Here is a 12,984-nt window from a genome sequence, read left to right as displayed (position 1 = left end):
GCGCCGTAGCATCACGCACGTTATGGTGCGCCGGGTGCGGGCTCGCCGAGAGCTCCATCGCCGAGGACGCCGACCCGGGGGAGGGCCACCCCAATGAAGATCAGAGTCGACTTCGACAAGTGCACCGGCATGGGGATGTGCGAGTCCTTGGCGCCCGACGTGTTCGAGGTGGACGACGACGGCTCGCTCATCCTGCACGCCGAGGAGGTGCCCGACGGGCAGGAGGACGAGGTCCGCGAGGCCGTCGCCGCGTGCCCGACCGAGGCGCTCTCGCTCGAGTCCTGAGCGGTGACGCACCTGGTGGTCGTCGGGGCGTCCCTCGCCGGCCTGCGCGCCGTGGAGGCCGTCCGCGGCGACGGGTTCGACGGGACGGTGACCCTGGTCGGGGCCGAGGAGCACCTGCCCTACGACCGGCCGCCGCTGTCCAAGGAGTACCTCGCCGCCGAGGAGTGCCCCGACCCGCGCTACCGGGAGCACGCGACCTTCGCCGACGACCTCGACGTCGAGCTCGTGCTCGGGACACCGGCGTCGGCGCTGGACACCTCGGCGCGCACCGTGACCGTCGGGGACCGCGCGATCCCCTACGACGGCCTGGTGATCGCGACGGGGGCGCACGCGCGCACCCTGCCCGGCACCGAGGGGCTCGCGGGCGTCCACGTCGTGCGCACCCTCGACGACGCCATCGGGCTGCGCGGGGCCCTGCGGGACGACAACCGGAAGGTCACCGTCGTCGGGGCGGGCTTCATCGGCTCCGAGGTGGCCGCGGTCGCCCGCTCCCTCGATCTCGAGGTGACGATCCTCGAGGCGATGGACACCCCGCTCGTGCGCGCGATCGGCGAGCGGATGGGCCGCGCGCTGACCCGCCTGCACGAGCGTCACGGCACCGAGGTGCGCACCGGGGTGGCCGTCGACGAGGTGCTCCACGACGGCGACCGGGTCCGGGCCGTGCGCCTGGGTGACGGCACCGAGCTGGACACCGACCTGCTCGTCGTCGGCATCGGCGCGCAGCCGACCACCGGCTGGCTCGAGGGCTCGGGCCTCACCGTCGACGACGGTGTGGTGGCCGACGCCCGCCTCGCCGCCGCGCCGGGCGTCTACGTCGCCGGAGACGTCGCCCGCTGGCCGAACGCGCTGTTCGACGACGTCCTGGACGGCCCGATGCGCCTGGAGCACTGGACCTCCGCCGCCGAGCAGGGGCGCTACGCCGCGCGCAACGCCGTGGACCCCGAGAACGCCAAGGCCTACGAGACCGTCCCGTACTTCTGGTCGGACTGGTACGCGAGCCGGGTGCAGTTCGTCGGCGTCGCGGCGGGCGACCACGTCGAGGTCGTCGCGGGCGACGACGCCGACGGCGGCCCGTTCACCGCGCTCTACCGGGCGAACGACCGGATCGTCGGCGCCCTCGCGGTCGACATGCGCGCCGAGGTCATGAAGTACCGCCGCCTCATCGGCAAGCGCGAGGGCTGGGACGCCGCGCTCGCCCTCGCCGCCGAGCGGCGCGAGCAGGCCGCGGCGAAGGCGGCCGAGGCGAAGGCGGCGGCGGAGACGGCACAGGACGGGGCGAACGCATGACCACCACCAGGAGCACCGCCACGACACCCGGGCGGGACCTCGACCCGGTCGATCTGTCGTCCCTGGACTTCTGGGGCCGGCCGATGGCCGAGCGCGACGCGTCGTTCGCCGAGCTCCGGACCGAGCGTCCGATCTCCTGGCACCGCCCGCCGGAGGGCATGCTCATGCCCGGCGAGGACGACCCGGGATTCTGGGCCGTCGTGCGCCACGAGGACATCGGCCACGTCAGCAAGAACCCGAAGCTCTTCTGCTCCGGGCAGGGCGTGCAGTTCCAGGACGCGCCGGCGGAGCTCCTCGAGGCGAGCCAGTCGTTCCTCGCGATGGACGCGCCGCGGCACACCAAGCTCCGCAAGATCGTGAGCGCCGCGTTCACGCCGAAGCAGGTCCGCCGCGTCGAGGACAGGATCGCGGAGCGCGCGCGGTCGATCGTCGACGAGCTGCTCGACCACGGCGACGGCGACTTCGTGGCGCTCGTGGCGAAGCGGCTGCCGATGGGCACGATCTACGACCTCATGGGCGCGCCCGAGGAGTACCAGGAGTCGCTGGCGGAGGCGGCCGACCTGCTCGTCGCCACGAACGACCCGGACGTGCTCCAGAACCTGGGCCTCGAGGACCCGCTGCAGGCGGCGGGCCAGGCGCTCATGGCCCTGCTCGGACCGGCGCTCGAGCTCGCCGAGGCCCGGCGGCGGGCCCCGCAGGACGACCTGATGACCAACCTCGTGCAGGCCGAGGTGGACGGCGAGAGCCTCACCGACAACGAGATCGGCGCCTTCTTCGTGCTGCTCTCGGTGGCCGGCAACGACACCACGCGCAACACGATCGCCCACTCCATGCGCCGGCTGACCGAGCACCCGGACCAGCGCGTATGGCTCGCCGAGGACCCCGAGGGCCGGGCGAGGACGGCGGTGGAGGAGTTCGTCCGGCACGCCAGCCCGGTGGTGACGTTCCGGCGCACCGCGACGCAGGACACCGAGCTGCGGGGCGTCCCGATCGCCGAGGGCGACAAGGTCGTCATGTTCTACGAGTCGGGCAACCGGGACGCGGAGGTCTTCACCGACCCGCTGCGGTTCGATCTCTCCCGCGACCCCAACCCCCACGTCGGCTTCGGGGGTGGCGGACCACACTTCTGCATGGGCAACATGCTCGCGCGCACACAGTTGCGACAGATCTTCTCGCAGCTCCTGACCCGGGTCCCGGACCTGACGGTCGGCGAGCCCGAGACCCTGCGCAGCAACTTCGTGCACGCGGTGAAGACCATGCCCTGCTCGATCCGGGGCTGACGCTCGCGTCCCCTCCGAGGGACGCGGAGATGCAGGGGAGCACAGAGTGGTGCGGACGCTGGTGCTCTCGGGGGCGCGCTCGCGCACCGAGCGCGAGCTGGTGCGGCAGTGGACGGAGTCGACGTACGGGGACGGGCGGGCCCAGGTGGTCCCGGACGGCGCCCGCGAGCTCGCCGGCGCCCTCGACGCCGCGGCGCCCGACACCACCGTCGTGCCGGTGCGCGTCGTGTGGCCGCCCGACGAGCGCGCCTCCTCGGACGAGCCGTCGCTCTCGGACCTGTTCTCGCTGAGCCCGCGGCGCCGGGGCGTGCGCCACGCGCGCGCCCGGCTGCGGGGCTGGTCGGCCGACCGCGCCCGGGTCGTCGCCGGGGACGCGGCGACGCTGTCGGACCTGCGGCGCGAGGGCGACCAGGAGGTGGGCACGCCCGACGGGTCGGGCTTCGTCGCCTTTGTCCGCCGCCGCGCGACTCTCGCCTGCGACCGCGCCGAGCGACGGCTCACCGGCGACCGCTACAAGGTGCCGCGGCTGATGGCCGAGCAGATCGTCGCGTCGACGGCGGTCGCCCGCCGCGCCGCCGACCTGGCCGGCGAGCTCGGCCTGACGCCCGACGATGTCCTGGCGAAGACGTCGGACTGCCTCGAGGAGATGGCCGCGGTGCAGAGCCCGCCGGCGATCGAGGCCTTCCGGTCGGTGATGAGCCCGCTGCACCGCAAGGCCTGGGATGTCGACGTCGACACCTCCAGCCTCGAGCGTCTGCGCGAGCAGGGCCGCCGGCGACCGCTGATCTTCCTGCCCTCGCACCGCAGCTACGCCGACCCGCTCGTGCTGGCCGAGGTGCTGCACGCGCACGACTTCCCGCGCAACCACGTCCTCGGCGGCGACAACCTCGCGTTCTGGCCGCTCGGCACGCTCGGGCGCCGGGCCGGGATCGTGTTCATCCGCCGCAGCTTCGGCGACGACGCGATCTACAAGTTCGCGGTGCGCGAGTACCTCGGCCATCTGCTGGACAAGCGCTTCAACCTCGAGTGGTACATCGAGGGCGGCCGCACCCGGACCGGGAAGCTGCGCCCGCCCAAGTACGGGCTGCTGCGCTACCTCGTCGACGCGGCGTCCCAGCTCGAGCCGGACTCGCCCGGCCGTGACCCGCTGCTGGTGCCCGTGTCGCTGCACTACGACCAGCTCCACGAGGTCGGCGCGCTGGCCGCGGAGCAGGGCGGGGCCGGCAAGAAGACCGAGGGCCTGGGCTGGCTCGCCGGCTACATGCGCGACCAGCAGCGGCGCATCGGCTCGGCCCGGGTCCGCGTCGGCGAGCCGCTCGCGCTGCGTGCGGCGCTCGACGAGGCCGGCGAGGGGCGCTCGCAGCTCGAGAAGGTCGCGTTCCGGATCGCCGTCGGCATCAACCGGGCCACGCCCGTGACGCCCACGTCGGTGGTCACCTTCGCCCTGCTCGGCGCCGGCGGGCGGGCGCTGACGTTCGAGCAGGTCCGCGCGGTCGTGGAGCCGGTGCGCCGGCTGCTCGAGCGCCTGCCGGCGATCGGCGACCTCGACTCCGACGAGGCGCTGGAGGACACCCTCGAGCGGCTCGTCTCGGTGGGCGTCGCCGAGCGCTTCGACGGGGGGCCGCAGGCCGTGTGGTCGATCGGGCCCGATCGCCACCACGTCGCCGCGTTCTACCGCAACGGGGTGCTGCACCACCTGCTCACGCGGGCCGTGCTCGAGATGGCGCTGCTGACCATCGTCGACGCCGACCTCCCGCAGGACGAGGCCCTCGAGGCGTGCTGGGGGACGGCCCTCGAGCTGCGCGACCTGCTGAAGTTCGACTTCTTCTTCTCCCGCAAGCGGGAGTACCGCGACGAGCTGCTCGCCGAGCTCGACCGCCTCGCCCCCGACTGGAAGGACGTCCTCGGCTCGCCCGGCGGTGCGGCGGAGATGCTGGGCCGCGCGGAGCTGCTCGTCGCGCCCCGCACGCTGCTGCCGTTCGTCGAGTCGCAGTGGGTGGTGGCCACGGTGCTCGCCGAGCAGGACGGCGCCCTGGAGGACCGCGGTCCCTTCCTCGACGCCTGCACGGGCCTCGGGCAGCAGTGGTGGCGCCAGCAGCGCCTGCACGGCGCCGACGTCGTGTCCCGCGAGCTCTTCTCCACCGCGTTGCGCGCGGCTGAGAACCGGGCACTGCTGGGGGCGGACGCGACACCCGCGGCGCGGGCGGCCTGGCGCGACGAGGTCGCCGGCGTCCGCGACCAGCTGCGCCGTGTCGCGGAACGCGAGCACGCACTCCGGTCGGAGGTCTTCGATGCCCCTGCCCAGCGCTGAGCTCGACGACCGGCGGGCCTCGGTCCGGGCCGCGCCCTCGGGCAGCGTCGCCGTCGTCGACGAGACCGCGCTGCTGGACGCCTCCGCGGTCGCCGCCCACGCCGGCGAGGCCCTGCGATCCGGGCGGACGTCCTGGCGCGCGCTGCCCGCCGACGTCGCGCTGGTCGCGGGGGCCGGCGACGACGAGGCCGCCGTGCGCCGTCTCGTCGCGGGCTGGGCCGGACAGGACGAGGACACGGTCGCGAAGCGGGCGCGGGTGCTGCACCGCGACGAGCTCGGGGCGGCGCTGCGACCGGAGATGTGGTCGCTCGTGGCCGAGCACCGTCGGGCCGGGCACCGCGTGGTGGTCACCGGGCACGCGCCCCGCCCGGTGCTCGCGCCCCTGGCCGAGGACCTCGGCGCCGACGAGCTGGTCACCACGGAGGTCGACGTCCGCGACGGCACGCTGAGCGGGGAGGTCGCCGGGCCGGTCCTGGTCGACGGCGACGGGAGCGCGAAGGCCGCCGCGCTCGCCGCGGCCCTCGACGGGCGGAAGCCGACGTTCGTCTACGCGGGCCCGTCCTCGTCGGCGCTGCTGGACGCGGGCGAGCGGCCCCTGGTGGTGACGCCGCGGGCGACGACGTGCGGCGACCGGCCGGTGCTCACCGTCGCGGAGCGGGCGGCACGCTCGCCACGCCAGGCGACGTCCTGCGCACGGCCGGGTTCTACGGCGCCCTGCTCGGCGGCGCGTCCGCGGGCGCGGCGGTCGGCCTCGCGCGCCGGTCGCGGCGGCACATGGTCGACCTGGCCTCGTCGGTCACCGGCGACCTCGGTCTCGCGCTCGCCGGCATCGACGTCGACGTGCGGGGTGCGGAGCACCTGTGGTCGGCGCGGCCGTGCGTCTTCGTCTTCAACCACCAGTCCAAGCTCGACGTCGCCCTGCTCATGAAGCTGCTGCGCGGGGGCTTCACCGGCGTGGCCAAGGCGGAGGCCGCCTCCATCCCGCTGTGGGGCCAGATGTTCAGCCTGGCCGGCGTCGCCTTCGTCGAGCGCGGCAACGCCCGGCAGTCGAAGGAGGCCCTCGAGCCCGCGGTGCGCAAGATGCGCGACGAGGGCTGGTCGCTGGCGATCGCGCCCGAGGGCACCCGCTCGCCGACCCCGCGGCTCGGGCCGTTCAAGAAGGGCGCCTTCCACATCGCGATGCAGGCGGGCGTGCCGATGGTGCCGATCGTCATCCACGACGCCGGCGAGGTGATGTGGCGCGGGCACCAGACCCTGCGGGGTGGCACCGTGCACGTCGACGTCCTGCCACCGGTCGACACCTCGCAGTGGAGCGTGGCGACCATGAACGACCACGTCGCCGACGTGCGGGCACGGTTCGTCGCGACGCTGGAAGGCACGCCGTGAGCTCGTCGGGAAAGACCGACCCCACCCCGCCCCGCAGTGCCGACGGGAGCCTCCTCTGGTCCCGGTCGGAGGAGATGACCGGTTTCGAGGCGCTCATGTGGCGCGTCGAGGTCGACCCGCGGATGCGCTCGACCGTCGTCATCGTCGAGACCCTCGACCGCGAGCCCGACTGGGACCGGTTCGTGGCCGCCACCGAGTGGGCCTCCCGCGTGGTCCCCCGGTTCCGCGAACGCATCGTCACGCCGTTCCTCGGCGCCGGGACCCCGCACTGGGCACTCGACCACGACTTCGACCTGCACTACCACCTGCGCCGCCTGCGGCTGCCCGAGGGCGCGGGCACCGACGGCCTCTTCACCTTCGCCGAGCAGGCCGCCATGACCCCGCTCGACCCGTCGCGCCCGCTGTGGGAGGCCACGCTCGTCGGCGGTCTGCCCGACGGCGGGGCCGCGCTGCTGTTCAAGCTCAGCCACGTCCTCTCCGACGGCATGGGCCTCGCGCAGCTCCTGGCCGGGCTGCACTCGCGCACCCGGGAGCCCACGACCGACAAGCCCCAGCCGCCCGCCCCGACGGGCGAGGCCCCGACCCTGTCCCAGGAGCTCGCGCGCCAGGTTCGCAGCGACCTCGGTCTGGTCGGCGGGGCCGCGCGCGGGGTGCTCGGGATGGCGGCATCGCTGGTCCGTCCCGACCGTGCCGTGCGGGACGCCCTCGGCTACGTCGTCTCGGCGCGCCGGGTGCTCTCGCCGCCGCCGGCCCCGCCGCTGCCGGTGCTCGCGCACCGCAGCCCGTCCTGGCGGTTCCGCACCCTCGACGTGCCGTTCGCCGACCTACGTGCGGCGGGCAAGGCGGCCGGCGGCTCGATCAACGACTCCTACCTCGCGTCGCTGCTCGGGGCGTTCCGCCGCTACTCGGCCCGCCAGGGCGACCCGCTGCCCCCGGAGCGGCTGATGCCGGTGACGCTGCCGGTGTCGGTGCGCCGCGAGGAGCACGAGGCCGGTGGCAACCACTTCGCGCCCGCCCGGCTCTCGGCCCCGGTCGGCATCGTCGACCCGGCCGCACGGATCGTCGAGGTCCGGCGCCGCATGAAGGCCGCGCTCGCCGAGCCGGCGCTGGAGAGCGTCGAGGTCGTCACGCCGTGGCTCGCGCGGCTGCCCGGCTCGGTCATCACCGGCCTCGGCGCGGGCGCGGCGACCGGGGCCAACGACCTGCAGGCCAGCAACATCCCGGGCCTGCAGGGCGACATCTACCTGGCCGGCGCGCGGATCGTGCGCAGCTACCCGTTCGCGCCCCTGCCCGGCTGCGCGGCGATGATCGCGATGCTCACGCACGGGCCGACGTGCTGCGTGGCCGCCAACCTCGACGCTGCGTCGATCACCGACCTGGCCGGCTTCGAGCAGGACCTCGCCGACGGGTTCGACGAGGTGCTCGCCCTGGGACGCCCGTGAGCGCGCCCGAGGGCCCGTACCGGGGCGGGCGCGGCGAGCCGCTGGTGCTGCTGCACGGCGCGAGCATGTCGTGGCGGGCGTGGCGCCCGGTGCTCGCCGGCCTCGAGGAGCACCACGACGTCCTCGTGCCGACGATGATCGGGCACCGCGGCGGGGCGCCGTGGCCCGAGGGCGAGCCGGTCGGGGTCGCGGGGATCGTCGACGACGTCGAGTTGCTGATGGACGCCGCCGGCATGCCGACCGCGCACCTCGTCGGCAACTCCCTGGGCGGCTGGGTGGCCCTGGAACTCGCCCGCCGCGGGCGCGCCCGCACGGTGGTCGCCCTCTCGCCGGCCGGAGGCTGGCGCACGCGCCTCGACCTGCGCCGGCTCGTGTGGTCGTTCCGCCTCGGCTCGGCGCTCGGCGGCTCGCCCGCGGTCCGCGTCATGGCGGCGCGGCCTCGGCCTCGGCGCCTGCTGCTCGGCCGGGTGCTCGAGCGCGGCGACCGCGTGCCGACCGCCGACGTGCCCGACCTGATCGACGACCTCGGCGGCTGCGTGATCCTGCACGAGCTGCTCGACGGCGCGGCCGAGCACGGCGGGCTCGCGTCGTTCGAGGAGCTGCCCTGCCCGGTGCGCGTCGCCTGGTGCGGGCGCGACCGGCTCATCCCGTGGCGGCGTCACGGCGAGACGCTGCGGGAGCGCCTGCCCGGCGCCGAGTTCGTCCGCCTGCCCCGTGTCGGCCACGTGCCGATGTGGGACGACCCCGACCTGGTGGTGCGCACCGTCCTCGGTGTCACCACCGCCCACCCCTGCGTCCGCGAGGAGACCTCAGCATGATCGGGACCGAGACCGACCTGGAGCTCGGCGGCACGCACGGCCGTGTCGTCGTCCGCCGTCGCGACCCCGAGGGCGCGCCGCGCCGCGTGGTGCTGGTCGCGCACGGTTACGGCGAGCACTCCGGGCGCTACGCCCACGTGCTCGACCGGCTCGCCGGCGACGGGGCCGTCGTCTACGCGCCCGACCACCTCGGGCACGGCCGCTCCGAGGGCGAGCGGGTGCTCGTCGCCGACGTCGAGGACACCGTCGAGGACCTCGACCAGGTCCGCCGCACCGCCCGCAACGAGCACCCCGACCTGCCGATCGTGCTGCTCGGGCACTCGATGGGCGGCCTGATCGCCGCCCGCTACGCCCAGCGGTTCCCCGACGTCCTCGCGGGCCTGGTGCTCACCGGCCCCGTCGTCGGCGGCAGCCCGGGCATCTTCGGGCTGCTCGAGTACGACGAGATCCCCGACGTCCCGATCGACCCCGCGGTGCTCTCCCGCGACCCCGCGGTCGGCGCGGACTACGAGTCCGACGAGCTGGTGTGGCACGGGCCGTTCAAGCGCCCGACGCTCGAGGCGTTCGTCGCGGCGGTCGAGGCGATCGCGGCCGGCCCCGGCTTCGCGGAGCTGCCCGTGCTGTGGATCCACGGCGAGGACGACCAGCTCGTCCCCCTGGACTCCACCCGGCCGGTCATGGAGAAGCTCGCCGGCAGCGACGTCACCACCCGCATCGAGCCCGGCGCCCGGCACGAGGTCCTCAACGAGACCAACCGTGACGAGTTCCTCGACGACATCTCGGCGTTCGTCGATCGCGTGGCGTGAGTGTCAGCGGCGTCGATCACGACGGACTAGACCGGCGCCGGCTCCCTGTCACCGGTGAGCACGCGGCGGATCAGGTGCATGGCGAGCACGACGGACCGCTCGCGGATGTCCCCGCGCTCGCCGGGCAGCACGGGGTCGCGCGCGAGGGTCCGGCCGTCCGCGGTGCGCACGCAGAAGCAGACGTAGCCGACGGGCTTGGCCTCGGTGCCGCCACCGGGGCCGGCCACGCCCGTGATCGCGACGGACACCGTCGCGCCGAAACGGGCCAGCGCGCCGTCGGCCATGGCCTCGGCGACCTGCGGTGACACCGCGCCGTGGGTCTCGATCAGCTCGCGGGGCACGCCGAGAAGGTCGGCCTTCGCGTCGTTCGAGTACGACACGACGCCGCCCGCGACGTGCCCCGACGCCCCCGCCGGCGCGGTGAGACGCCCCGCGAGCAGGCCGCCGGTGCACGACTCGGCGGTGGCCACGACCTGCCCGTCGAGCAGGTCGAACAGCAGCTCGTCGATGCTCTGCCCGGTCCGGGAGAAGACGTTGCGCCCGTGCCGACGGTCGATCTCGGCGATCACCGCGTCGCGGGCCGTCGCCCCCGCGGTGGAGCCGGGGGCGTGGCGCAGGTCGACCTCGAGCGTGAAGTCGCGCAGGCAGGTGGTGATCTCCAGCGGCTCGAGGTCGGTCTGCTCGCCGACGTCGCGCAGGGTCGCGGCGATCTCGGACTCGGGCACCCCGAAGAGCCGCAGGTGGGTCTCGGCGTAGGGCTCGGTGCGGGCGAGGACCTTGCTGACCGGCTCCGTCGCCAGCGCGTCGTCCCACATCGCGTGGACCTCGCGCGGCGGACCCGGCAGCACCAGGACCGTCGGCCCGCCGCGCTCGGCGTCGGGCGGGACGGCGAGTCCCGGCGCGGTGCCGGCCGGGCGGATCGGGGTCGCCCCGCGCGGCACCATCGCCTGCTTGCGGTTGGCGGCGGCGAGGGCGTCGGCGTCCCAGCGGAGCCGGTCGGCGAACTTCGCGATGATGTCGCCGACCACCTTCTCCATGTGCTCGTCCAGCTCGAGCGGTCGGCCCGTCTCGGCGGCGACCACCTCGCCGGTGAGGTCGTCGGCGGTCGGCCCGAGGCCCCCGGTCGTCACGACGAGGTCGACGCCGTCGCCGGCGAGGAAGCGCAGCGCGGCGGCCATGTCCTCGGCGCGGTCGCCGACGAGCAGCAGGTGGGACACCTCGACCCCGAGCTCGCCGAGTCGCTCGGCCACCCAGGGGCCGTTGCGATCGGTGATCCGCCCGGTCAGCAGCTCGCTGCCCGTCGCCACGATCCCGGCCCGCACGCCCGTGCGCGCCCCTTGCCCGTCGTCGGTCACGCCGCACCCCTGTCCGATCGGTCGTCCCCCGGTCATCCCACCAGAGCCGGCGGCCGGGGGCGCAGCGAAGCCGGGTGGACCGCCGCCGCCCGGATCTCGCCGACACGGACGTGTCGGACGTGCGGGCGCACCTGTGTCGGTCGGTCATCGTTGAGGGTCACATGCGGTGCATGATGGGCCGGAGGAGTGAATCCCCCGTCCGTCGGTTGGCCACGATTTGTTGCGTAGGGTGAACGAGACGACGATGTGGTGCGCTACCCCGGCGACCCTCCGCCGCCGGCGGCTCGGCGTCCCTCCGCCGCAGGCGGCTCGTCCTCGCGGCGCGACCGGAAAGGGTGTGGTGACGTGACCCCGGCTCGTGTCGCGTCGGCCGTCGCCTCGCCGGCTCCGCCGCTCGGGGTCCTGACCGTCGCCGGTCTGCTCCTCCTCATGCTCGCCGCCGCCGTCGTCGGCCTGCTGGTCCAGCGGGTCCGGCGCCACCGCCACGACGTCGAGGCCGCCGCGCTCGCCGAGCGCCTCCGTCGCGACGCCCACCACGACCCGCTGACCGGACTGCTCAACCGCGAGGGCTTCCTGCACGCGGTCACGGGGGGCGCGGTCGCGGTGGTCGACCTCAGCCTGCTCGACCAGGTCAACGACACCCTCGGGCACGCCCGCGGCGAGGTCTTCGTCCGCCTCGCCACCGAGCGTCTCGTCGACGTGCGGCTGCTCAGCCTGGCGGGACGGGAGCCCGTCGCCGCCCGCCTCGAGGGTGACACGTTCGCGGTCCACATCCCGGGCGTCGACGGCCACGACGCACACCGGGCGGGCGAGGAGCTGCGCGAGCGCCTCCTCGCGCCCTACGTCGTCGAGGGCGTGCGGTTCGAGCCTCCGGTGGTGGTCGGCATCGCCGCGGACGGCCCGTGGCTCGCGGACGTCCCGGCGGGCCCCGAGCGCACCGCGGCCCTGCTGCGCCGCGCGGACGTCGCGCTCGCCGCCACCCGCGACGGGGTCGAGGCGGTGCGCTGCTACGAGCCGAGCATGGGGGAGCGGGCGGCCCGTCGCCTGCGTCTCATCCGCGGCTTCTCCGCGGCCGTCGAGCGCCGGGACGTGCGGGTGGACTTCCAGCCCGTCGTCTCGCTCGGCGAGCGGACGGTCGTCGGGGTCGAGGCGCTCGCGCGCTGGGACCACCCGGAGCTGGGCCTGCTGCTGCCCGACGAGTTCGTCCCCGTCCTCGAGGCCACCGGCCAGATCGCCGAGCTCACGACGTTCGTGCTCGACGAGTCCCTCGCCGCGGCCCGCCGGTGGCTCGACCGCGGGATGCGGCTGTCCGTGGCGGTGAACGTCTCGGTCGGCAACCTCGGCTCGCCGGGCTTCCCCGAGGAGGTCGCCACGCTGCTCGCGGCCCACCGTGTCCCGGCCGAGCTGCTCACCCTCGAGCTCACCGAGTCCGGGGTCTCCTCGGAGCGTGAGATCGCGCTCCCAGTGATGCGCCGTCTGCACGCGCTGGGCTGCCACCTCGCCGTCGACGACTTCGGCACCGGGCAGTCGTCGCTGGCCCACCTGCGCCGGCTCCCCGTCGACCAGGTCAAGATCGACAAGAGCTTCGTGCTGGGCATGGGCACCGAGTACGGCGACGTCGCCGTCGTCCGCGCGATCGTCGAGATGGGCCACACCCTGGGGCTCACCGTGGTCGCCGAGGGCGTCGAGCAGGCCGCCGTGCGCGCCACCCTCGCGGAGATGGGCTGCGACGTCGCGCAGGGCTACCTGGTGTCCCGTCCGCTGCCCGCGCGGTGCTTCGACAGCTGGCTGGAATCGCTCGAGGCGCACCCCGACGAGCCCGGTGCGGCCCCGGGACCCCGCACTCTGATCGCGTGACCGCGGGGGGTAAGCTGTGTCGTGCCCTCCGGGGCAGGCCCCTTTAGCTCAGTCGGCAGAGCGTCTCCATGGTAAGGAGAAGGTCTACGGTTCGATTCCGTAAAGGGGCTCTCGGTGAGCAGGCCGGCGGACGGGCTTCCGCCGGCTTCGTCATGAG

Annotated in this window: 11 protein-coding genes and 1 tRNA gene; 11 read left to right on the top strand and 1 reads right to left on the bottom strand. The window is 74.8% G+C overall.

Going from position 1 to position 12,984, the window contains the following annotated elements; all coding sequences use genetic code 11:
* Window positions 1-93: 93 nt before the first annotated feature.
* From ACQPYN_RS28700 to ACQPYN_RS28660, 9 genes are all read left to right on the top strand, one after another.
* Window positions 94-285 carry a ferredoxin gene (locus ACQPYN_RS28700; protein WP_433030178.1) on the top strand — a complete coding sequence of 64 codons (192 nt, stop codon included), beginning with the start codon at window positions 94-96 and terminating at the stop codon, window positions 283-285.
* 3 nt (window positions 286-288) lie between these two features.
* On the top strand, window positions 289-1,572 hold the full coding sequence (locus ACQPYN_RS28695) for an NAD(P)/FAD-dependent oxidoreductase (RefSeq protein ID WP_433030176.1): 1,284 nt from the start codon (window positions 289-291) through the stop codon (window positions 1,570-1,572).
* Window positions 1,569-2,852, top strand: a complete 1,284-nt coding sequence (locus ACQPYN_RS28690; RefSeq protein ID WP_433030174.1) for a cytochrome P450 — start codon at window positions 1,569-1,571, stop codon at window positions 2,850-2,852. Before ACQPYN_RS28695 ends, ACQPYN_RS28690 begins: the two co-directional genes overlap by 4 nt.
* A gap of 46 nt (window positions 2,853-2,898) precedes the next feature.
* Window positions 2,899-5,163, top strand: coding sequence for a glycerol-3-phosphate 1-O-acyltransferase (locus tag ACQPYN_RS28685; protein ID WP_433030172.1), 2,265 nt, complete (start codon window positions 2,899-2,901; stop codon window positions 5,161-5,163).
* On the top strand, window positions 5,144-6,091 hold the full coding sequence (locus tag ACQPYN_RS28680; protein ID WP_433030170.1) for an HAD family hydrolase: 948 nt from the start codon (window positions 5,144-5,146) through the stop codon (window positions 6,089-6,091). The genes ACQPYN_RS28685 and ACQPYN_RS28680 overlap by 20 nt, the downstream gene beginning before the upstream one ends.
* Window positions 6,004-6,549 (top strand): lysophospholipid acyltransferase family protein, encoded by a 546-nt coding sequence (locus ACQPYN_RS28675; RefSeq protein ID WP_433030168.1) that lies wholly within the window; start codon window positions 6,004-6,006, stop codon window positions 6,547-6,549. Before ACQPYN_RS28680 ends, ACQPYN_RS28675 begins: the two co-directional genes overlap by 88 nt.
* Before the next feature lie 74 nt (window positions 6,550-6,623).
* Window positions 6,624-7,991: a wax ester/triacylglycerol synthase domain-containing protein gene (locus ACQPYN_RS28670; RefSeq protein WP_433030166.1), complete on the top strand. Its 1,368-nt coding sequence runs from the start codon at window positions 6,624-6,626 to the stop codon at window positions 7,989-7,991.
* On the top strand, window positions 7,988-8,809 hold the full coding sequence (locus ACQPYN_RS28665; protein ID WP_433030164.1) for an alpha/beta fold hydrolase: 822 nt from the start codon (window positions 7,988-7,990) through the stop codon (window positions 8,807-8,809). Before ACQPYN_RS28670 ends, ACQPYN_RS28665 begins: the two co-directional genes overlap by 4 nt.
* Window positions 8,806-9,615, top strand: coding sequence for an alpha/beta hydrolase (locus ACQPYN_RS28660; RefSeq protein ID WP_433030162.1), 810 nt, complete (start codon window positions 8,806-8,808; stop codon window positions 9,613-9,615). The genes ACQPYN_RS28665 and ACQPYN_RS28660 overlap by 4 nt, the downstream gene beginning before the upstream one ends.
* 26 nt (window positions 9,616-9,641) lie before the next feature.
* Here ACQPYN_RS28660 and ACQPYN_RS28655 read toward each other — a convergent pair whose 3' ends face one another.
* Window positions 9,642-10,970 carry a competence/damage-inducible protein A gene (locus tag ACQPYN_RS28655; protein ID WP_433030160.1) on the bottom strand — a complete coding sequence of 443 codons (1,329 nt, stop codon included), beginning with the start codon at window positions 10,968-10,970 and terminating at the stop codon, window positions 9,642-9,644.
* A gap of 345 nt (window positions 10,971-11,315) precedes the next feature.
* Between ACQPYN_RS28655 and ACQPYN_RS28650 the strand changes: the two genes are divergently transcribed.
* A complete protein-coding gene (locus ACQPYN_RS28650) occupies window positions 11,316-12,827 on the top strand; it encodes a putative bifunctional diguanylate cyclase/phosphodiesterase (protein WP_433030158.1) in 1,512 nt (503 codons plus the stop codon).
* Between the two features lie 37 nt (window positions 12,828-12,864).
* Window positions 12,865-12,937, top strand: a tRNA-Thr gene (locus ACQPYN_RS28645).
* The last annotated feature ends 47 nt before the right edge of the window (window positions 12,938-12,984 follow it).

The organism is Actinomycetospora sp. CA-053990, from assembly GCF_050948445.1.
Lineage (GTDB): Bacteria > Actinomycetota > Actinomycetes > Mycobacteriales > Pseudonocardiaceae > Actinomycetospora > Actinomycetospora callitridis.
The sequence above is the reverse complement of the archived record's forward strand: the minus strand, read 5'-3'. Positions and strand labels throughout refer to the sequence as shown.

Coding starts and splice junctions, on each gene's coding strand:
- ACQPYN_RS28700 (WP_433030178.1), top strand. CDS start 94: ATGAAGATCAGAGTCGACTTCGACAAGTGCACCGGCATGGGGATGTGC.
- ACQPYN_RS28670 (WP_433030166.1), top strand. CDS start 6,624: ATGACCGGTTTCGAGGCGCTCATGTGGCGCGTCGAGGTCGACCCGCGG.
- ACQPYN_RS28680 (WP_433030170.1), top strand. CDS start 5,144: ATGCCCCTGCCCAGCGCTGAGCTCGACGACCGGCGGGCCTCGGTCCGG.
- ACQPYN_RS28690 (WP_433030174.1), top strand. CDS start 1,569: ATGACCACCACCAGGAGCACCGCCACGACACCCGGGCGGGACCTCGAC.
- ACQPYN_RS28660 (WP_433030162.1), top strand. CDS start 8,806: ATGATCGGGACCGAGACCGACCTGGAGCTCGGCGGCACGCACGGCCGT.